Origin of the sequence: Kitasatospora purpeofusca, from assembly GCF_034043715.1 — a bacterium.
Taxonomy (GTDB): Bacteria; Actinomycetota; Actinomycetes; order Streptomycetales; family Streptomycetaceae; genus Kitasatospora; species Kitasatospora purpeofusca_A.
Genome location: NZ_JAXCLC010000002.1, coordinates 65,724 through 85,951, shown reverse-complemented (window position 1 = coordinate 85,951; position 20,228 = coordinate 65,724). Strand labels below are relative to the sequence as shown.

17 protein-coding genes and 1 riboswitch are annotated in these 20,228 nt (G+C 76.1%); of the genes, 9 read left to right on the top strand and 8 right to left on the bottom strand.

The window, feature by feature from the left end; all coding sequences use genetic code 11:
* Positions 1-58 precede the first annotated feature (58 nt).
* Positions 59-1,204 carry an EamA family transporter gene (locus SM793_RS01610; protein WP_320436150.1) on the bottom strand — a complete coding sequence of 382 codons (1,146 nt, stop codon included), beginning with the start codon at positions 1,202-1,204 and terminating at the stop codon, positions 59-61.
* A gap of 158 nt (positions 1,205-1,362) precedes the next feature.
* Between SM793_RS01610 and SM793_RS01605 the strand changes: the two genes are divergently transcribed.
* The 5 genes from SM793_RS01605 (at position 1,363) to SM793_RS01585 (ending at position 5,307) form a co-directional block, all read left to right on the top strand.
* The gene (locus SM793_RS01605) at positions 1,363-1,779 is read left to right on the top strand and encodes a gamma-glutamylcyclotransferase family protein (protein ID WP_320436149.1); all 417 of its coding nucleotides are present in this window, start codon (positions 1,363-1,365) and stop codon (positions 1,777-1,779) included.
* A 181-nt stretch (positions 1,780-1,960) separates the two neighbouring features.
* Positions 1,961-3,214: a precorrin-6y C5,15-methyltransferase (decarboxylating) subunit CbiE gene (gene cbiE / locus SM793_RS01600; RefSeq protein WP_320436148.1), complete on the top strand. Its 1,254-nt coding sequence runs from the start codon at positions 1,961-1,963 to the stop codon at positions 3,212-3,214.
* A complete protein-coding gene (cobM, locus tag SM793_RS01595; RefSeq protein ID WP_320436147.1) occupies positions 3,211-3,972 on the top strand; it encodes a precorrin-4 C(11)-methyltransferase in 762 nt (253 codons plus the stop codon). The genes cbiE and cobM overlap by 4 nt, the downstream gene beginning before the upstream one ends.
* Positions 3,972-4,739, top strand: coding sequence for a cobalt-precorrin-6A reductase (locus SM793_RS01590; protein ID WP_320436146.1), 768 nt, complete (start codon positions 3,972-3,974; stop codon positions 4,737-4,739). The genes cobM and SM793_RS01590 overlap by 1 nt, the downstream gene beginning before the upstream one ends.
* Positions 4,740-4,779: 40 nt before the next feature.
* Complete coding sequence (locus SM793_RS01585) at positions 4,780-5,307, top strand: DinB family protein (protein WP_320436145.1); 528 nt, start codon at positions 4,780-4,782, stop codon at positions 5,305-5,307.
* 66 nt (positions 5,308-5,373) lie between these two features.
* Here the strand turns inward: SM793_RS01585 and SM793_RS01580 are convergent, their stop codons facing one another.
* Positions 5,374-6,903 carry a UDP-N-acetylglucosamine 1-carboxyvinyltransferase gene (locus SM793_RS01580; protein ID WP_320436144.1) on the bottom strand — a complete coding sequence of 510 codons (1,530 nt, stop codon included), beginning with the start codon at positions 6,901-6,903 and terminating at the stop codon, positions 5,374-5,376.
* 192 nt (positions 6,904-7,095) lie between these two features.
* Positions 7,096-8,229 carry a cobalt-precorrin-5B (C(1))-methyltransferase gene (locus SM793_RS01575; protein WP_320436143.1) on the bottom strand — a complete coding sequence of 378 codons (1,134 nt, stop codon included), beginning with the start codon at positions 8,227-8,229 and terminating at the stop codon, positions 7,096-7,098.
* Positions 8,230-8,348: 119 nt separating this feature from the next.
* On the opposite strand from SM793_RS01575, the gene SM793_RS01570 reads away from it, so the two are divergent.
* A complete protein-coding gene (locus tag SM793_RS01570; protein WP_320436142.1) occupies positions 8,349-8,612 on the top strand; it encodes a type II toxin-antitoxin system prevent-host-death family antitoxin in 264 nt (87 codons plus the stop codon).
* Positions 8,609-8,869, top strand: a complete 261-nt coding sequence (locus SM793_RS01565) for a type II toxin-antitoxin system RelE/ParE family toxin (protein ID WP_320436141.1) — start codon at positions 8,609-8,611, stop codon at positions 8,867-8,869. The genes SM793_RS01570 and SM793_RS01565 overlap by 4 nt, the downstream gene beginning before the upstream one ends.
* Positions 8,870-8,967: 98 nt before the next feature.
* Here SM793_RS01565 and SM793_RS01560 read toward each other — a convergent pair whose 3' ends face one another.
* Genes SM793_RS01560 through SM793_RS01550 form a run of 3 tightly spaced genes read right to left on the bottom strand, consistent with a single transcriptional unit; the run spans position 8,968 to position 12,463 of the window.
* Positions 8,968-10,497 carry a precorrin-2 C(20)-methyltransferase gene (locus tag SM793_RS01560; RefSeq protein WP_320436140.1) on the bottom strand — a complete coding sequence of 510 codons (1,530 nt, stop codon included), beginning with the start codon at positions 10,495-10,497 and terminating at the stop codon, positions 8,968-8,970.
* The gene (locus SM793_RS01555; RefSeq protein WP_320436139.1) at positions 10,494-11,120 is read right to left on the bottom strand and encodes a precorrin-8X methylmutase; all 627 of its coding nucleotides are present in this window, start codon (positions 11,118-11,120) and stop codon (positions 10,494-10,496) included. The genes SM793_RS01560 and SM793_RS01555 overlap by 4 nt, the downstream gene beginning before the upstream one ends.
* Positions 11,117-12,463, bottom strand: a complete 1,347-nt coding sequence (locus SM793_RS01550) for a hypothetical protein (RefSeq protein WP_320436138.1) — start codon at positions 12,461-12,463, stop codon at positions 11,117-11,119. The genes SM793_RS01555 and SM793_RS01550 overlap by 4 nt, the downstream gene beginning before the upstream one ends.
* Positions 12,464-12,629: 166 nt before the next feature.
* Positions 12,630-12,715: riboswitch (cobalamin riboswitch) on the top strand.
* A gap of 143 nt (positions 12,716-12,858) precedes the next feature.
* On the opposite strand from SM793_RS01550, the gene cobN reads away from it, so the two are divergent.
* On the top strand, positions 12,859-16,473 hold the full coding sequence (gene cobN / locus SM793_RS01545; RefSeq protein ID WP_320436137.1) for a cobaltochelatase subunit CobN: 3,615 nt from the start codon (positions 12,859-12,861) through the stop codon (positions 16,471-16,473).
* A gap of 91 nt (positions 16,474-16,564) precedes the next feature.
* Complete coding sequence (lnt, locus tag SM793_RS01540) at positions 16,565-18,187, top strand: apolipoprotein N-acyltransferase (RefSeq protein WP_320436136.1); 1,623 nt, start codon at positions 16,565-16,567, stop codon at positions 18,185-18,187.
* 50 nt (positions 18,188-18,237) lie between these two features.
* Here the strand turns inward: lnt and SM793_RS01535 are convergent, their stop codons facing one another.
* Together SM793_RS01535 and SM793_RS01530 are read right to left on the bottom strand one after the other, a co-directional pair.
* Positions 18,238-19,146, bottom strand: a complete 909-nt coding sequence (locus SM793_RS01535) for an NADP-dependent oxidoreductase (RefSeq protein WP_320436135.1) — start codon at positions 19,144-19,146, stop codon at positions 18,238-18,240.
* Between the two features lie 152 nt (positions 19,147-19,298).
* Positions 19,299-20,168, bottom strand: coding sequence for an AraC family transcriptional regulator (locus SM793_RS01530; protein WP_320436134.1), 870 nt, complete (start codon positions 20,166-20,168; stop codon positions 19,299-19,301).
* Between the last annotated feature and the right edge of the window lie 60 nt (positions 20,169-20,228).

The window sequence follows — 20,228 nt, the reverse complement described above, 5'->3', positions numbered from 1 at the left end:
GGGGCCGGCGGCGGTGACGCAGCGGGTACTGGTGCGGGTGCTGGTGCCGGACCCGGCCTCATCCCTGGGCGGACTCCCGGGCGGGCTCTCCGACGGGCTCCCGGGCGGGCTCCCGGACGGGCTCTCCGACCGGCTCCCGGGCGGCCTTCCGGGCGGACCGCCGGGCCGACGGCCGTCCCGACCTGCGGCTGGCGCTCACCACCAGGCACACGCCGGCGACCACGACGGCCCCGCCCAGCAGGGTGGGGCCGGTCAGCGGTTCGGCCAGCACCAGCCAGCCCAGCAGCACGGCCACCACCGGGTTCACGTACGCGTAGGTGGCCACCAGCGTCAGCGGGGCGGAGCGCAGCAGCCAGGCGTACGCGGTGAAGGCGACCAGCGAACCGAACACCACCAGGAAGGCCAGCGCCAGCCAGGACCGGGTGGACACGTCGCCGGGGCGCAGCCCGCGCTCCTCCCCGCGGGCCAGTCCGATCAGCAGATTGCCGAGCCCCCCGGCGAGCATCTGGTAGGCGCTGGACGCGAAGACGTTCCCGGGCATCCGGATCCGCTTGCCGGCGAAGGACCCGATCGCCCAGGTGAGGGTGGCGCAGCTGATCGCGACCACCCCGGCGGGGGCGATGGAGCCCCCGATCGCGGGGGCGGAGAGCACGGCCAGGCCCACCAGTCCGAGCAGCACGCCGGCCAGTTCGGCGCGCTCGGGCCGCTCGCCCCCGGCCGCCGTCAGCAGCACCATCCAGAGCGGCACCGCCGCGACCAGCAGCGCGGCCAGGCCGGACGGGACGGAGGTCTCGCCGAGCACCACGAGTCCGTTGCCGCCGGTCAGCAGCAGCAGTCCGACCAGGGCGGCCGACCCCAGCTGGCGCAGGTCCACCCGGAGCCCGGCCCGGCCGTGGCGGACGGCGACGAAGCCGGCGAGCAGCAGACCGGCGGTCAGGAAGCGGGCGGCGGCGGAGAGGAAGGAGGGCATGGTCTCCACGGCTATCCGGATCGCCAGATAGGTCGAGCCCCACACCACGTAGACCACCACGAGCGCCGTCCACGCCCCGGCTCCGAGCCGCCCGGCGGCGGCCCGGCCCGCCTCACCGGCCTCACCGGCCTTGCCGGCCTTGCCGGCCTTGGCGAGGCTTTCGTCGGCGGCCCCGGCGGGGGCGGGGCGGGCGGGCGAGGGCCCGGCCGGCCGGCGTTCGGCTGGAGCTGTCATGGGTGTCCCCCTGGGACGGTGCTGGCAGATGTATCCGACATGACACCGCACCGGCCACCCCGCGCGCCAGTGGGTATCACCAGGCGGTCACTGTCGAACACCGGTCCGCGTCCCAGCCCCGCCCCCCGCCCCGCCCCGCCCCGCCTCGAGGAGTCCCCGTGCAGCCCGCCCTCCCCTTCTTCGTCTACGGCACCCTGCTCACCGGGGAGCGCAACCACGCGGTGTTCCTGGCCGGCCGCTGCGCCTCGGTACGGCCGGCGGTCCTGGACGGCGCGGCGCTGCACGCGGGCCCCGGGTTCCCGTACGCCGTGCCGGACGCCGCCCCGGGCCGGCGGATCGTCGGCGAGCTGGTGACGATCCGCCCGGCCGCCTACCCGGAGGTGCTCGCGGCGCTGGACCGGCTGGAGGACTGTCGTCCGGACGGCGGCGGCGAGTACGTCCGCGAGCGGCTGACCGTCCGCACCGAGGACGGCGGCACCGCGCCGGCCTGGGTGTACCTGGCCGGACCGGCCGCCGGCGCCCGGCTGCGCGCGCATCCGGCGCTCATCGCCTCGGGCGACTGGCGGCGGCGCTGAGGGCCGAGCCGAGCCGTGTCGCGTCGCGTCGCGTCTCGGCCGGTCCAGGGCCGTACCCCGACCCGGCCAACGCCCCACCCCGGCCGCCCCCTGGGCCGCCCCCTGGCCGACCGCACGCCGAATACCGCCAGGTAGGCTGCCCCCACCCCGCGTCGACGACCCCGCCCCGAGGAGCCCCCCGGTGTCCCAGCAGCCACCCCCGATCACCGTCGTCGGGATCGGGGCCGACGGCTGGCCCGGGCTCGCCGCCGCCGCGCGCGCCGCCCTGCGGGCCGCCGGGGCCGTGATCGGCGGCCCCCGGCAGCTGGACCTGCTGCCCGCCGAGGAGGTCGGCGCCGAACGGGTGCCCTGGCCGTCCCCGCTGCGCCCGGCCGTCCCCGGTCTGCTCGCCCGGTACGCGGACCGCCGGCCGGTCGTCCTGGCCAGCGGCGACCCGATGTTCTTCGGTATCGGCCGCACCCTCGCCGAGACCGTCGGCCCCGAACGGCTGCGCATCCTGCCGCACCCCTCCTCGGTCGCCTACGCCTGCGCCCGGCTCGGCTGGCCGCTGGAGGCCACCGAGGTGGTCAGCCTGGTCGGCCGGCCGCTCGACACCCTGCGCCCGGCCCTCAACCCCGGCCGCCGGCTGCTGGTGCTCAGCGCCGACGCCGCCACCCCGGCCGCCGTCGCCGCGCTGCTCGCCGCGCACGGGTACGGCTCCGCCCGGCTGCGGGTCCTCGAACAGCTCGGCGGGCCCGGCGAGCGGCAGCTGGACGGCCCCGCCGACGGCTGGCCGCACCCGCCCGGCGACCCGCTCAACCTGATCGCCGTCGAACTCGGCGCCGACGGCCCCCGCACCCCGGTCGTCCCCGGCCTGCCCGACGACGCGTACGAGAGCGACGGCCAGCTGACCAAGCGGCACGTGCGCGCCGCCACCCTCGCCACCCTGGCCCCCGTCCCCGGCGAACTGCTGTGGGACATCGGCGGCGGCTCGGGATCGATCGCGATCGAGTGGCTGCGCGCCCACCGCGACAACCGGGCCGTCACGGTCGAACGCGACCCGGTGCGGGCCGAACGGATCACCCGCAACGCCGCCGCCCTCGGCGTACCCCGGCTGCGCGTGGTCACCGGCCCCGCCCCCGACGCGCTCGCCGGACTGCCCGCCCCGGACGCGGTGTTCGTCGGCGGCGGCCTCACCGCGCCCGGCCTGCTCGACACCTGCTGGGCGGCGCTGCCCGCCGGCGGCCGACTGGTCGCCAACACGGTGACCCTGGAGTCGGAGGCGCTGCTCACCACCTGGTACCGGCGGCACGGCGGCGAACTGCTGCGGCTCGCCGTCGCGCACGCCGTCCCGGTCGGCGGCTTCACCGGCTGGCGCCAGGCGATGCCGGTCACCCAGTGGTCCGCCGTCAAACCCGCCGCCGACACCCTCACCCCCCGGGAGAACGCCTCGTGACCGTCCACTTCATCGGGGCCGGCCCCGGCGCCGCCGACCTGATCACCCTGCGCGGCCAGCGGATCCTGGCCCGCGCCGAGGTCTGCCTCTACGCCGGCAGCCTGGTGCCGCGCGAGCTGCTCGCCGAGTGCCCGCCCGGCGCCCGGCTGGTCGACACCGCCAACCTCACCCTGGACCTGATCGTCGAGGAGATGGTCCGCGCCCACGCCGCCGGGCAGGACGTCGCCCGGCTGCACTCCGGCGACCCGTCGGTGTTCAGCGCCGTCGCCGAGCAGATGCGCCGCCTCGACGCGGCCGGCGTGCCCTACGACGTGGTGCCGGGGGTGCCGGCCTTCGCCGCCGCGGCGGCCGCGCTCAAGCGGGAGCTGACCGTGCCGACCGTCGGCCAGACCGTGATCCTCACCCGGATCGCCAAGCGCGCCACCCCGATGCCGGCGGGCGAGGACCTCGCCACCCTCGGCCGCAGCGGCGCCCTGCTCGTGCTGCACCTGGCCGCCGGGTACGTGGACGACGTGGTCGAGCAGCTGCTCCCGCACTACGGGGCGGACTGCCCGGCCGCCGTGGTCGCGATGGCCAGCCGCCCGGACGAGCTGGTGCTGCGCGGCACCGTCGGGGACATCGCCGGGCAGCTGAAGGCCGCCGGCGTGGTCCGCACCGCGGTGATCATCGTCGGCCGCACCCTGGCCGCCGAGCAGTTCCGCGACAGCCACCTCTACTCCGCCGACCGCGAGCGCCCGCACGAGCCCTGCGGCGCCTGATGACGCCCCCGGACCGCCGCCACCTGCTGATCCTCGGCGGCACCACCGAGGCGCGCGCCCTCGCCGCCGCGCTCGACGGCCGGGCCGGGCTCCGGGTCACCAGCTCGCTCGCCGGGCGGGTGGCCCGGCCGCGGCTGCCCGCCGGCGAGGTGCGGATCGGCGGCTTCGGCGGCGCCGACGGCCTCGCCGACTGGCTGCGCGCCGAGCGGGTGGACACGGTGGTGGACGCCACCCACCCGTTCGCCGCCGTGATGTCCGGCAACGCCGCCGCGGCCGCCGCGGCGACCGGCGTCCCGCTGCTGGCGCTGCGCCGCCCCGGCTGGGCGGCGGTGCCGGGCGACGACTGGCACCGCGTCCCGTCCCTGGACGCCGCCGCCGCGCTGCTGCCCGCCCTCGGCCGACGGGTCCTGCTGACCAGCGGCCGGCAGGGCATCGGCGCCTTCGCCCGCCTCGACGGCCTGCACTTCGTGGCCCGCTCGGTCGATCCGCCCGAGCCGCCGCTGCCCGCCGCGCTCGACGTCCTGCTCGAGCGGGGACCGTTCACCCTGGACGGCGAACGGGCGGTGTTGCGCGAGTACCGGATCGACGTGCTGGTCACCAAGGACAGCGGCGGTGCGGCCACCGCTCCCAAGCTCACCGCGGCCCGCGAACTCGGCCTGCCCGTGGTGGTCGTGGACCGCCCGCCGCTGCCGGCCGGGGTACCGGTCGCGGCCAGCGTCCCGGAGGTGCTGGAACAGCTGGCCGGACGGGGCCTGACCGGCCGGTAATTCCCGCGCGGGACCGGCCCTCCGCTGCCAGGATGGCCGGATGACCGACGCCTACGAACTCGCCGACGCCGCCCGGACCGAGCCGCCCCTGGCCGCCGGGGAACTCGCCACCCTGGTGGGCTTCCTGGACTTCCAGCGCGCCACCTTCGCCTGGAAGTGCGCCGGGCTGACCACCGAACAGCTCCGCGCCCGCCCGCTGCTCCCCTCTCCGCTCTCCCTGCTCGGGCTGACCCGCCACCTGGCCGAGGTGGAGCGCGGCTGGTTCCGCAACGTCCTCAACGGCGAGGGCCACCCCGGCTTCTGGGGCGGCAGGGCCGCCGAGTTCGAGGCCGACGAGGCCGACCCGGACGAAGCCCTCGCCCGCTGGCGCGGCGAGTGCGAGCACGCCCGCGAACTCGTCGCCGCCGCCCCGTCCCTGGACGTCCTCGGCCACTACCGCGCGCCCGACGGCGAGGAGACCGAGTACTCGCTGCGCTGGATCCTCACCCACATGATCGAGGAGTACGCCCGCCACAACGGCCACGCCGACCTCCTGCGCGAGCACCTCGACGGCCGCACCGGCGAGTAGCCGGGCCCGGGAACGCCGCTGCCCGGCCCCGGGGTTCCGGGGGCCGGGCAGCGGCGGGTGCGCGGATCAGATGTCGCGGAAGGTCTCGATCTGGGCGCCGATGGAGTTGAGGCGCTCGGCGAGGTCCTCGTAGCCGCGGTTGATGACGTAGACGTTGCGGAGCACCGAGGTGCCCTTGGCGGCCAGCATCGCCAGCAGGATGACCACGGCGGGGCGCAGCGCGGGCGGGCAGACCATCTCGGCGGCGCGCCAGCGGGTCGGGCCCTGGACGAGCACCCGGTGCGGGTCGAGGAGCTTGATGTCCGCGCCGAGCCGGGTGAGTTCGGTGAGGTAGATGGCGCGGTTGTCGTACACCCAGTCGTGGATCATCGTGGTGCCGTGGGCGGCCGCGGCGATGGCGGCGAAGAACGGCACGTTGTCGATGTTGATGCCGGGGAAGGGCATCGGGTGGATGGTGTCGATCGGCGCGGTGAGCTTGGAGGGGCGCACGGTGAGGTCGACCAGCCGGGTGCGGCCGTTGTGGGCGGGGTACTCCGGGGTGCGGTCGTAGTCGAGGCCCATGCCCTCCAGCACGGCGAGCTCGATCTCCAGGAACTCGATCGGCACCCGGCGGACGGTCAGCTCGGAGGAGGTGACCACGGCGGCGGCGAGCAGGCTCATCGCCTCCACCGGGTCCTCGGCCGGGGTGTAGTCGACGTCGCGGGTGATCTCGGGGACGCCGTGCACGGTGAGGGTGGTGGTGCCGACGCCGTCGATCCGCACGCCCAGCTTCTCCAGGAAGAAGCAGAGGTCCTGGACCATGTAGTTGGGCGAGGCGTTGCGGATGACGCTGACGCCGTCGTGGCGGGCGGCGGCGAGCAGGGCGTTCTCGGTGACGGTGTCCCCGCGCTCGGTCAGCACGATCGGCCGGTCCATCGGCGTGCCGGGCTGGACCGAGGCGTGGTAGGCGCCGCCGGTGGTGGCGACCTCCAGGCCGAACCGGCGCAGCGCGGTGAGGTGCGGCTGCACGGTGCGGGTGCCGAGGTCGCAGCCGCCGGCGTAGGGGATGGCGAAGTTGTCGGCGCGGTGCATCAGCGGGCCGAGGAACATCAGCACGCTGCGGGTGCGGCGGGCGGCCTCGACGTCCATGCCGGCCAGGTCGAGTTCGGCGGGCGGGGTGAGTTCGAGGTCGCGGCCGTCGTTGGTCCAGCGGCTCTTGACGCCGATGCTGGTGAGCACTTCGAGGATGCGGTAGACCTCCTCGATCCGGGCGACGCTGCGCAGGGTGGTGCGGCCGGTGGTCAGCAGCGAGGCGCAGAGGATGGCGACGCAGGCGTTCTTGCTGCTGCGGACGTCGATCGCGCCGGAGAGGGTGGTGCCGCCGGCGACCCGCAGGTGCATCGGGCCGGAGTAGCCGAGGGAGACGATCTCGCTGTCGAGCGCTTCGCCGATGCGGGCGATCATCTCAAGGCTGACATTCTGCTTTCCCTGCTCGATGCGGTTGACCGCGCTCTGGCTGGTGCCGAGGGCCTCGCCGAGCTGGGCCTGGGACCAGCCGCGGTGCTGACGCGCGGTGCGGATGAGGGTGCCGATGCGGGTGAGGTAGTCGCCTGTCACTCGCCAGACGATATCTCATGACTGAGATAGCAACAGAACCGACCCCGGGCGTGGCGCGACTTTTGTCCGTTTCTCACCCCGTATGAGCGTCAGATCTTCACATCATGGCGAAGTTCTCGGGACACTCTCGGGACAGTCTTCGGGACACTCCTGGAGACTCCTGGAGCAGAACTCCCCGACGGAGGACGGCTCTCACGGCCCCAGCGGTTCCGCCCGGCCGACGATCGTCCCCGCCCGGTCGATGCAGATGACGTCCACCGCGACCGGCGAACCGACCAGCACCCCGAGCGCGGTGGCCCGGGCCGCCTCGGCCACCAGGTCGCCCAGCGGCACCCCGGCCGCCCGGCAGAGCTGGATCGCCTCCAGTCCGGTGTTGGCCGCCGCGACCGCCGCCGTCAGCTCCTCGTCCGCGCCGCCCGCGCGGGCCAGCCCGGCCAGGTACCCCTGGTCCACCTGGGAGCGCGCCGAGTGCAGGTCGAGGTGGCCGGCGGCGAGCTTGGAGAGCTTGGCGAAGCCTCCGGCGACGGTCAGCCTCGGCACCGGGTGGCGCTTGAGGTACTTGAGCACGGCGCCCGCGAAGTCGCCCATGTCGAGCAGCGCGTCCTCGGGCAGTCCGTGCACCGCCACGGCCACCTTCTCCGAGGTCGAGCCGGTGCACCCGGCCACATGGGTGCGCCCGGCGGCCCGCGCCACGTCCACCCCGCGCCGGATCGAGTCGATCCAGGCGGAGCAGGAGTAGGGGACGACGATGCCGGTGGTGCCGAGGACGGAGAGCCCGCCGAGGATGCCGAGGCGGGGGTTCCAGGTGGACCGGGCGAGTTCCTCGCCGTGGTCGATCGACAGCTCCACCACCACGTCCCCGCTGCCGCCGCACTCCGCCGCGACCTCGGCGACGGCGTCCCGGATCATCTGCCGGGGGACCGGGTTGATGGCGGGTTCGCCGACCGGCAGCGGCAGCCCGGCCTTGGTGACCGTCCCCACCCCCGGCCCGGCCCGGAACACCACGCCCGCGCCCGGCTCCCCCGCCCGCACGGTGGAGCGCACCAGCGCGCCGTGCGTGACGTCCGGGTCGTCCCCGGCGTCCTTCACCACCGCGGCCGTCGCCCGCCGCCCGCCGTCCGGCTCCTCGGCCAGCAGCTCCGCCGCGAGCGCGAAGGCCGGCCGCTGCCCCTTCGGCAGCGTGATCTCCACCGGATCCGGGAACACCCCGGTGAGCAGCGCCCGGTACGCGGCCTTGGTCGCCGCCGTGGCGCACGCCCCGGTCGTCCAGCCGTGCCGCAGCCCACTGCTCCGCAACTGCCCGGCCCGCCCGCCGATCTCGCCCATGTCCCGCACCGTCTCCCTGCCGTTCGTCCGTCGATCGGGACATCATGCTCCACTGCCGACGCACCGGCTCCCCGGCGGAGCGCCTTGTGTACACATGGAACACTTCGTACACTCGATGCATGAGCGAGCAGCCTGTGCAGACCGTTTCGATTCGCGAGGCCCGCGAGCACCTCGCCGACGTCGTCGACCGCGCGGAACGGGACGAGCCGACCGTCATCACCCGGCGTGGACGGGAGGTCGCCGCCGTCGTCCCGATAGAGCTGCTGCGCGAGTACCGGCAGTGGGAGGAGCGCGAACTGCTGCGCCTCATCGAGGAGCGCCGCGACGAGCCCACCTACTCGCTGGACGAGGTCATGGCCGAGACCCTGGCCAGGCCGGAGTGAAGTACAGCACGCGCTTCACCGAGTCGGCCCGCGCCGAGCTGCGCAAGCTGCCCCGGACTACGGCGATCCTGGTCCTGCGCAAGCTCGCCGAGCTCGAACAGGACCCCTACGGCTTCCACACCACCGCACTGGTGGGCTCGCCCGACCACCGCCGTCTGCGGGTGGGCGACCACCGGGTGGTCTACACCGTCGACGGCGGGCTGCTGCTCGTCCTGGTGGTCCGGGTCGGCCATCGTTCCGAGGTCTACCGCGACTGACTCACGCGCCGCCGGCCGGGACTTCCCCTCCGGCGTCCGCCCGTACCGCCCGATCCGGCCCCGGGCCCGTCGGCGGGCCCGGGGCGGAAGGGCGGTGCTCAGGCCTCCGGGTAGCGGCGGGGGGTCCAGGTGACGTCCGGGTGCGGGGCGCGGGCGACGTGCCGGGTCTGGGAGGAGCCGATCAGGAGGATGGTCCGCATGTCGACCTCGGCCGGGTCCAGCTCGCCGAGGGGGACGGTGCGGACCCGCTCAGTGGGGCCGCCGACGTCGCGGGCCATCACCACCGGGGTCTCCGGGGCGCGGTACTCCAGCAGGAGGTCCCGGGCCCGGCCGACCTGGGTGGTGCGGGACTGCGAGCCGGGGTTGTAGAGGGCGAGCACGAGGTCCGCCCCGGCGGCGGCGCGCAGGCGCTGCGCGACCACGTCCCACGGCTTGAGGCGGTCGGAGAGCGACACCACCGCGTAGTCGTGGCCGAGCGGGGCGCCGGCCCGGGAGGCGGCCGCGTGCGCGGCGGTCATCCCGGGGACGATCCGCACCGGCACCTCGCGGTAGGACTCCTCGCAGGCGACCTCCAGCACGGCGGTGGCCATCGCGAAGACGCCCGGGTCGCCGGAGGAGACCACCACGACCCGGTGGCCCCGGCGGGCCAGGTCGAGGGCGAACTCGGCCCGCTCGGACTCCACCTTGTTGTCGGAGCCGTGCCGGGTCTGGCCGGGCCGCTCCGGCACCCGGTCGAGGTAGGTGGTGTAGCCGACCAGGTCGGTCGCGGCGGCGAGGGCGCCGCGGGCCTCGGGGGTCAGCCAGAGCGGGCCGGCCGGGCCGGTGCCGACGACGGTGACACTGCCCGGGCCGCTCGGGTCGGGGGCCGGGGCCTCCAGCGGGGCGACCTTGCTGGGCAGCACCGCGACCGAGAAGTAGGGGACCGTGTCCGGGTCGACGGAGGCCAGCGGGGCCGTCCGCTCGCCGTCCATGAACGCCCGCTCGACGTACTGGGCGTCGGCCAGCCGGCCCGCCCGCTCCAGGGCGCGGCGCACGGTCGGGAAGGTGCGGCCGAGCTTCATGACCACGGCGGAGTCGGCGGCGGCCAGCCGCGCGGTCAGCTCCTCCTCGGGCAGCGTGCCGGGGATGACGGTGAGCGTCTCCTCGGCCTCGGTGAGCGGCTGGCCCAGCCGGGCCGCCGCGGCGCTTATCGAGGTCACGCCGGGCACCACCTCGGTCGGGTAGCGGTGCGCGAGGCGCTTGTGCATGTGCTGGTAGGAGCCGTAGAAGAACGGGTCCCCCTCGGCGAGCACCACCACGTCGCGGCCGGCGTCCAGGTGGGCGGCCAGGCGTTCGGCGGCCTCCTGGTAGAAGTCGTCCAGCGCGCCCCGGTAGCCGCCGGGGTGGTCGGTGGTCTCGACGGTGATCGGGTAGACCAGCTTCTCCTCGATCTGACCGCCCGTCAGGTACCGCTCGGCGATGGAGCGGGCGATCGAACGGCCGTGCCGCGCGCTGTGGTACGCCACCACGTCGGCCTTGCCGATGAGTTCGGCGGCGCGGACGGTCACCAGCGACGGGTCGCCGGGGCCGAGGCCCACACCGTAGAGCCGGCCGGTTGCCTGCTGGTCGACTGTCTGACGGTCGGTCATTCTTCTTCGCTCGCAATCGCGTTGATCGCGGCCGCGGCCATCGCGCTGCCGCCGCGCCGCCCGCGCACCACCAGGTGCTCCAGCCCGGCCGGGTGCGCCGCCAGGGCCTCCTTGGACTCGGCCGCGCCGATGAAGCCGACCGGTACGCCGATCACCGCGGCCGGGCGCGGGGCGCCGGCCTCGATCAGCTCCAGCAGTCGGAACAGCGAGGTCGGGGCGTTGCCGACGGCGACCACCGCGCCCTCCAGCCGGGGCAGCCACAGCTCCATCGCGGCGGCGCTGCGGGTGTTGCCCATCGCCCGGGCCAGCTCGGGCACGGCCGGGTCGGTGAGGGTGCAGATCACCTCGTTGTCGGCCGGCAGCCGCTTGCGCGTGACACCGCTGGCGACCATGTTGACGTCGCACAGGATCGGCGCCCCGGCCCGCAGGGCGGCGCGCGCGGAGGCGACCGCGCCGGGCGAGTACACCAGGTCCTCGACCAGGTCGACCATGCCGCAGGCGTGGATCATCCGCACCGCGACCTGGGCGACGTCCGCGGGCAGCCCGGCCAGATCGGCCTCGGCCCGGATGGTGGCAAAGGACTGGCGGTAGATGGACGCGCCGTCCTTCTCGTACTCGATCACGTGGTCCTCCGGGCCGCGGCGACCGCCGCGGCCATCTGTTCGCTCGTCACTTCCACGGCGGTGTCCCGCCCCTGCGGCCCGCCGGTCACCGCCACCCGGTAGCCCTCCCCGGTCGCCAGCACGTCCACCCGGCGTCCGGCGGGGTGGCCGCAGCGGCGTTCGCAGCCCGACCAGTGCACCGGCAGCAGGCCGGCGCCCGGGTGCGGGCCCGCGCCCTCGTCCAGTGCCCGGGTCCCGTCCAGTGCCCGGGTCCCGTCCAGCGTCCGGGCCCCGTCCAGCGCCCGGGCTTCGTCCAGCATCCGAGCCCCGTCCAGCACCCGGGCCGCGTCGGCCCGGACGTCGGACCGCGACTTCGCGCAGCCCGGCAGCCCGGTGCAGGCGCTCGCGCCGTCCCAGGCCGTCCCGGCCGCCGTCCGGAACCCGGCCGCCGCGAGCGCGGGGAGCCGGCCGGCGGGAGCGCCGGGCAGCACCGCGCCGCGCCACGGGGTCAGCCGCAGCTCCCCCTCGGCGGCGTCCACCAGCACCCGCCACTGCCCGGCCGCGGCCACGCCGAAGCGCAGGCCCACATGCAGCCCGCCCACCTGCAGCCCGCCCCCCGGCAGGGCGCCGAGCGGCGGCCGGGTGCCGGCCGGCGGCGGCAGCGGCAGCCGGCCGGGCGGCAGCAGATCGGGCAGTTCGCGCAGGTGCCAGGCCCGCAGCCCGGCGGCGCGCTGCGCGTCCAGGAACTCCCGGGCCGCGTCCAGCGCCGCCGCGACCGCCCGGCCGGCCGGCACCGGCCGCGCGGTGGCGGCCCGGCCGAGGCGCAGCAGGGCGGTGCCGCCAGGGCCTGCGATCAATGTCACATCGGCGTCGAGGGCGGCGACGTCCCCGCGGCCGTCGTCCAGGGCGAACAGGAACTTTCCGGACAGGCCGGTCGCCCACGGGCTGGCGCACAGGGCCGCGTCGAGGGCGCGCGCCCAGGCCCGCACATCGGCGGCGCCGCCGGCCGGCCCGGCGCCGGGGCCTGGCGAGGCGACGATGTTGCGGACCCGTTCATGGGTGTCGGAGGGCAGCAGGCCGGCGGCCCGCAGCCGCCCGGCGAGTTCGCCGCCGCAGTCCGGAACCAGGCCGCGCAGCTGGACGTTGCCGCGCGAGGTGACCTCCAGGCGGCCGTCTCCGAGCGCCTCGGCCGCGTCGGCCAGCGCCAGCGCCTGACGCTCCGTCAGCAGCCCTCCGGGCAGCCGGACCCGCGCCAGGGCGCCGTCGTCGGCGGTATGCAGACGAAGGGCCCCGGGGCAGGCGTCCGAACGCGCCCGGTCGGGCACGGCGGCGCCCGGCACGACGGCGTCGGGTACGGGAGGCATGGCGGCGAGCATACCGAGGATCCGACGGGTTGCCCCCGTACCGTCGATCACACCTCGGGCCCCGTCCGCACCGGCCGGAACCCGCACTCCCCCAGGTCAGCCTCACCCCGTACGATGCTCGCGGACGGTCCCCGCGGACCGCCCGCACGCCAGCGACGGCGCAGGGGAGGAAACCGGTGCGAACCCGGTGCGGTCCCGCCACTGTGACCGCGCTTCACCGGACCTCCGGGGAAGCGCGGGAGCCAGGAACTCCTGCCGTCCTCCACCGGCCCGGGGCGCGGACCCCGAGGAAGGCTTGAAGCCATGCGCCGCCGCATGCCCGCGCCCCCGTGGTGCACCATGCCGATGCCGATGCCTGCCCCCATGCCCGCTGTCGAGGCCGGGAGGGCCTTCGCATGATCCTGCTGCTGTCGACGTCAGACACCGACCTGCTCAGCGCCCGCGCGTCCGAGGGCCCGGTCCGCTACCGGCTCGGCAACCCGGCCCGGCTCGCCGCCGAGGAGCTGCCCGCCCTGCTGGAGGGCACCGAACTGGTCGTGGTCCGCCTGCTCGGCGGCCGACGCGCCTGGCAGGAGGGCCTGGACGCCCTGCTCGCCGGCCCCCGCCCGGTGATCGTGCTGACCGGTGAACAGGCCCCCGACGCCCAGCTGATGGAGCTGTCCACCGTCCCGGCCGGCATCGCCGCCGAGGCGCACGCCTACCTCGCCCACGGCGGCGCGGCCAACCTCGCCGAGCTCGGCGCCTTCCTCTCCGACACCGTGCTGCTCACCGGCCACGGCTTCGCCCCGCCCGCCTCCGCGCCGGCCTGGGGCCCGCTGGAGCGCACCGCCCGCACCACCGAGGGCCCGACCGTCGCGGTGCTCTACTACCGCGCCCACCACATGAGCGGCAACACCGCCTTCGTGGAGACGCTCTGCCGTGCGGTCGAGGACCAGGGCGCCCAGGCCCGCGCCTACTACTGCGCCTCGCTGCGCGGCGCCGAGCCGGAGCTGCTGGCCGCCCTCGGCGAGGCGGACGCCATCGTCACCACCGTGCTCGCCGCCGGCGGCACCCGCCCGGCCGACGCCCAGGCCGGCGGCGACGAGGAAGCCTGGGACGCGGGCGCGCTCGCCGCCCTGGACCGGCCGATCCTCCAGGCGCTCTGCCTGACCTGGTCGCGCGCCCGCTGGGAGGAGAGCGACGACGGCCTGTCCCCGCTGGACACGGCCACCCAGATCGCCGTGCCCGAGTTCGACGGCCGGCTGATCACCGTCCCGTTCTCCTTCAAGGAGCTGGACGAGGACGGCCTCACCGTCTACGCCGCCGACGAGGAGCGCTCGGCCCGGGTCGCCGGCATCGCCGTCGCCCACGCCCGGCTGCGGCACGTCCCGGCCGCCGAGCGCCGGCTCGCGCTGGTGCTGTCCGCCTACCCGACCAAGCACGCCCGGGTCGGCAACGCGGTGGGCCTGGACACCCCGGCGAGCGCGATGCGCCTGCTGGAGCGGCTGCGCGCGGAGGGCATGGACCTCGGCACGGACCTGCCGGGGCTGGACACCGTCGACGAGGGCGCCCACGAGGGCGACGCCCTCATCCACGCGCTGATCGCGGCCGGCGGCTACGACCAGGACTGGCTGACCGAGGACCAGCTCGCCCGCAACCCGGTGCGCATCCCGGCCGCCGACTACCGCCGCTGGTACGCGGCCCTGCCCGAGGGCCTGCGCACCCGGGTCGAGGAGCACTGGGGCCCGGCCCCCGGCGAGCTGTACGTCGACCGCTCGCAGAACCCGGACGGCGACATCGTGCTGGCCGGGATCCGCTCCGGGAACCTGCTGGTGCTCATCCAGCCGCCGCGCGGCTTCGGCGAGAACCCGGTCGCGATCTACCACGACCCGGACCTCCCGCCGTCCCACCACTACCTGGCCGCCTACCGCTGGATCGCCGCCGCGGAGTCCGACGGCGGCTTCGGCGCCCACGCCGCCGTCCACCTCGGCAAGCACGGCAACCTGGAGTGGCTGCCCGGCAAGACCGCCGCGCTGTCCGCCGACTGCGGCCCGGACGCCGTCCTCGGCGACCTGCCGCTGGTCTACCCCTTCCTGGTCAACGACCCGGGCGAGGGCACCCAGGCCAAGCGCCGCGCGCACGCCACCCTGGTCGACCACCTCGTCCCGCCGATGGCCCGCGCCGACTCCTACGGCGACATCGCCCGCCTGGAGCAGCTGCTCGACGAGCACTCCAGCATCGCCGCGATGGACCCGGCCAAGCTGCCCGCGATCCGCGCCCAGATCTGGACCCTGATCCAGGCCGCCCGGCTCGACCACGACCTCGGCCTGGACGAGCGCCCCGAGGACGACGGCTTCGACGACTTCCTGCTGCACGTCGACGGCTGGCTGTGCGAGATCAAGGACGCCCAGATCCGCGACGGCCTGCACGTCCTCGGCCAGGCGCCGAGCGGTACCGACCGGGTCAACCTCGTGCTCGCCATCCTGCGTGCCCGGCAGATCTGGGGCGGCGTCAGCGCCCTGCCCGGCCTGCGCGAGGCGCTCGGCCTGGACGAGGCCGCGCTCACCCTCGGCGCCACCGACGCGGCCGAGGCGCAGGCCCGCGCCCTGGTCGAGGCCATGGAGGCGGCCGACTGGGCGCCCGAGGCGGTGGAGAAGGTCGCCGCCGGGCTGCCGGAGGCCGTCCACGAGGTGCTGGCCTTCGCCGCCGCCCAGGTGGTGCCGCGGCTCGCCGCGACCACCGACGAGCTGGACGCCGTACTGCACGCGCTCCAGGGCGGTTTCGTCCCGGCCGGCCCGTCCGGCTCGCCGCTGCGCGGGCTGGTCAACGTGCTGCCGACCGGCCGCAACTTCTACTCCGTCGACCCCAAGGCCGTGCCCAGCAAGCTCGCCTGGGAGACCGGCCAGGCGCTCGCCGCCTCGCTGGTCGACCGCTACCGGGCCGACAACGACGGCACCCACCCGTCCTCGGTGGGCCTTTCGCTGTGGGGCACCAGCGCGATGCGCACCGCCGGCGACGACATCGCCGAGGCCTTCGCGCTGCTCGGCGTCCGCCCGGTCTGGGACGACGCCTCGCGCCGGGTCACCGGCCTGGAGCCGATCCCGCTCGCGGAGCTGGGCCGCCCGCGCATCGACGTCACGCTGCGCATCTCCGGCTTCTTCCGGGACGCCTTCCCGCACGTGGTCGCGCTGCTGGACGACGCCGTCCGGCTGGCCGCCGCCCAGGAGGAGCCGGAGGCGGACAACTTCGTCCGCGCCCACGTCCAGGCGGACCTGGCGGTGCACGGCGACGAGCGCAAGGCCACCACCCGGGTCTTCGGCTCCCGCCCCGGCACCTACGGCGCCGGACTGCTCCAGCTGATCGACAGCCGGGACTGGCGCACCGACGCCGACCTCGCCGAGGTGTACACGGTCTGGGGCGGCTACGCGTACGGGCGCGGACTGGACGGGCGTCCGGCCCGCGAGGAGATGGAGACCGCGTACAAGCGGATCACCGTCGCCGCGAAGAACACCGACACCCGCGAGCACGACATCGCCGACTCGGACGACTACTTCCAGTACCACGGCGGCATGGTGGCCACCGTGCGGGCGCTCACCGGCAAGGCGCCGACCGCGTACATCGGCGACTCGACCCGCCCGGAGACGGTCCGCACCCGCACCCTGACCGAGGAGGCGGCCCGGGTCTTCCGCGCCCGGGTGGTCAACCCGCGCTGGATCGAGGCGATGCGGCGGCACGGCTACAAGGGCGCCTTCGAGATGGCCGCGACCGTCGACTACCTGTTCGGGTACGACGCCACGACCGGCGTGGTCGCGGACTGGATGTACGAGAAGCTCGCCCAGGAGTACGTGCTGGACCCGGTCAACCGGGAGTTCCTGGCCGGCGCCAACCCGTGGGCGCTGCACGGGATCAGCGAGCGGCTGCTGGAGGCGGCGAGCCGCGGGCTGTGGGAGCGGCCGGATCCGGCGCTGATCGAGCAGCTCCAGGCCGCGTTCCTGGAGACCGAGGGGGACCTGGAGGGCGAGGAGGGCTGACCCGCCCTCGACCGGCCCACCCTCGATCGGTAGGCCGTTCGAGTGATCACGGGGCTGGTGACGGGGCCGCGCCGAGCGGACAATACGGGGCATGCCGCGCCCTCCCCTGCTCACCGGCCCCGCCGGTCCCCCCGGCCCCGTCGCCCCGGCGTCCGCCGTCGCCGCCCGCCCCGCCGGGACGCTCGCCCGGTACCGGCCCCGGCTGGCGGCGCTGGCCGCCGGGGCGCTGCCCGTGCTCGCCTTCCCCGCCCCCGGCGTGGCGGCGCTGGCCTGGGTCGCGCTCGTCCCCGGCCTGCTGCTGATGCGGGCGGCCCCGGGCGCCCGTGAGGCGGCGGTGCGCGGCTGGTGGTTCGGCGCCGGGTTCATCCTGACCGGGATGTCCTGGCTGACCCGCTCCATCGGCCCCGGACTGCCGCTGCTCGCGGTGGTGTTCGGGGCGCTCCAGGCCGGGGTGGGCGTCGCGGTGTGGCGGCTGCTGCGGCCCCCGGTGACCGTCCGGCGGGCGCTGCTCGCGCCGGTGGTGGTCGCGGCGGTCTGGCTGACCACCGAGTACGCGCGCTCCTGGCACGCCCTGGGCGGGCCGTGGGCACTGCTCGGCGCCACCCAGTGGCAGCACCCCGCCGTCCTCGCGCTGGCCTCGGCGGGCGGGATCTGGCTGGTCAGCGCCGCGGTGGTGGCGGTCAACACCGCCGTGGCGGTGGCGATCGGCGCCGTCGACCCGCGCCCCCGGGCGGTGGCGGCGCTGTTCGCGGCGGCGGTCCTGGCGGCCGGGCCGCTGCTGTTCGCGCTCCGGCCGGCGCCGCCGGCCGCCGCGGGCGGGTCCGGGCCGGCCGAGGTGTGGATCGCCCTGGTGCAGCCCGGGATCGTGGACGAGCCGGACGCCCGCTTCGAGGCGAGCGCCCGGGCCACCGCCGCACTGGTCGGGCGGCCCCCGGTGGACCTGGTGGTCTGGGGCGAGTCCAGCACCACCGCCGACCTCGAACGCGACCCGGCGGTGCTGGCCCGGCTGCGCGAGCTGTCCGCCGCCACCGGGGCCGAGCTGCTGGCCGGCGAGGACGCCCGGAAGTCGGACGGGCGGATCTCCAAGGACGCCGTCCTGGTGTCCCCGGACGGTGTGGTGGACCGGTACCGGAAGATCCGGCTGGTGCCGTTCGGCGAGTACATCCCGCTGCGGCCGGTGCTCGGCTGGCTGGCCGGGGTCAGCCGGGCCGCGGGCGAGAACCGGGCGCCCGGCGCCGGCCAGCACCTGCTGCCGGCCGTGGACCGGTCCGGCCGCGCGCTGCCGGTCGGCACCCTGATCTGCTTCGAGTCGGCGTTCCCCGACATGGCGCGGACGGCCGCCAGGGCGGGGGCCAGGGTCCTCGTCTACCAGTCGTCGACCTCGACCTTCCAGCGGAGCTGGGCGCCCGAGCAGCACGTCTCACTGGCCGCGATCCGGGCCGCCGAGACCGGCCGGCCGGTCGTCCAGGCCTCGCTCACCGGGGTGTCGGCCGCCTTCGACGCGCAGGGCCGCGAGCTGGCGCGGCTGGGCACCGACGGCACGGGCGCCCTGGTGGTGCGGCTGCCGCTGACGGCGCCGGACGCGGCCACCTGGTACGACCGGGTGGGGGACGTGCTCCCGCTGGCGGCCGTGCTGGTCACGGCGGGGGCGGCGGCGGTCGCGGGGGCCGGCCGTCGGCGGGAGCGGCGCGGGCCCGGCCCGGCCGGGGGGTGAGCGCCGGACGCCGCGCCCCGGCCCAGCCCGGCCGGCCGGCCGGCCGGCCGTCAGCCCACTTCGAGGACGAGCTTGCCGCGCGCGTGCCCCGATTCGACGAGGGCCATGGCCTCGGCGGCGTGCGCCAGCGGGTAGCGGGCGGAGATGTGCGGGTCCAGTTCCCCGGCGGCGACGAGCTCGGCCAGGGCGGCCAGGGTGTCGGGGGTGGTGGACCGGGTGATGTAGCGGCCGCCCAGCTCCTGGGCGGTGTCCGGGTCGCTGGTGGAGACCAGCCGGGACCGGTCGGCCAGGGTCACGGCGGCGGCCCGGGCGTCCTCCCCGCCGATCAGGTCGAGGATGCCGTCGACGCCGTCCGGCGCGACCGCCCGGATCCGGTCCGCGACGCCCTCGCCGTACCGGACCTGCACCGCGCCCAGCGACTCGACGTAGGCGCGGTTGGAGTCGCCGGCCGTGCCGACGACGCGGATCCCCCGGCTGCGGGCGATCTGCGCGGCCGCGCTGCCGACGCCGCCGGAGACACCGAGGACCAGCAGGGTCTGCCCGGCGCCCACGCCGATGTCGCGGACGGCGTCGTCGGCGGTCGCCGCCGCCACCGGCAGGGTGGCGGCCTGGTCGAAGCCGACCTTCGCCGGTTTCAGCGCGCTCGACCCGGCCAGCAGCAGCGTCTGTTCGGCGAAGGCGCCCGCCGCGGCCAGCCCGAACACCTCGTCGCCGGGGGTGAAGCCGGTGACGCCGGGGCCGACCCGCTCCACCACCCCGGAGGCCTCCGAGCCCATCACGAAGGGCAGTCGGCGCTCCCGGCCGAGCAGGCCCCGGCGGACCTTCCAGTCGACCGGGTTCACCCCGGCCGCCCGGACGGCGACCGCCAGCTGCCCCGGGCCGGGCTCCAGTCCGGGCCGGTCCAGGAACTCCTGGTTCTCCGGGCCTCCGTAGTCGACGAATCCGAACGCCTTGGCCATCACCGCTCCACTCTCCCGCTCGACGGCCCCCGCCCCAGCATGCGGGCGGGGGCCGGGGCGGGCCGGTCCTGGTGGGCCGAACGGGCGGGCGGAGCGCTCCTGTCAACCGCCCGACCGCGTCAGGTGCCCGACCGCGTCAGCCGACCACCGCGTCAGCCGCCCGACCGCGCCACCGGGATCCAGAGCTCGGCCTCCGCCTCGCCCGCCGCCGCGGCGCCGACCCGCAGGATCTCCGGGCCCGGCCGGAACTCGTACGGGTTGGACGGGAACCACTGCGTGAAGACGTCCCGCCACATCTCCTGGAGGGCCTGCGGGAACGGCCCGGTGGCGAGGAACACCGCCCAGGTGCCGGTCGGGACCTCCCGCACGTCGAGGTCCTCCGGCACCTCGGCGTCCGGCCCGGCCGCCACCGCGTGGTAGTAGTCGAGCGGCACGCCCTCCTCCCGGCTGTCCGAGAAGAACTCGGTGACCGAGAGGATCCCGCGCGGCTCCTGCTCCGAGAGCGCGGCGATCCGTTCCACGCCTTCCGGCCCGATCCCGCGGATGAACTCGGCGATGGCCGGGTTGATCCCCTCGTGCACCAGCGGGACCCTGGCCCTGCGCCCGACGATCCTGAACGCCGGCTTCTCGACGATCCGGTACTCCATACTGCTGCTCCCTTCGACGACGAGCCGGAAGGACATCCGGGGCTGGGAGACGAGCACCGCTCCGCGCTGCCGGGCCTCGCCCGGTCCGACGCCGTGCATCGCCCGGAACGCCCGGGCGAACGCCTCCCCCGAGCCGTAGCCGTAGCGGACCGCGACCTCCAGCAGGGTCCGCTCCCCGGCCAGTACTTCGGCCCCGGCGAGGGTCAGCCGCCGGCGCCGGAGGTACTCCGACAGCGGCATGCCCGCCAGGGCCGAGAACAGCCGCCGGAAGTGGTACTCCGAGGTGGTCGCGATCCGCGCGAGTTCGCCCGCGTCGACCGTCCCGTCGAGGTGCTCCTCGATGTACCCCATGGCCTGGTTCAGCCGCTCCAGCATCCGTCCTGCCCCGTCCTTCCGTTCCTGTGCTCCTCACCGTAGGCAGCGGCCACCCGGCCG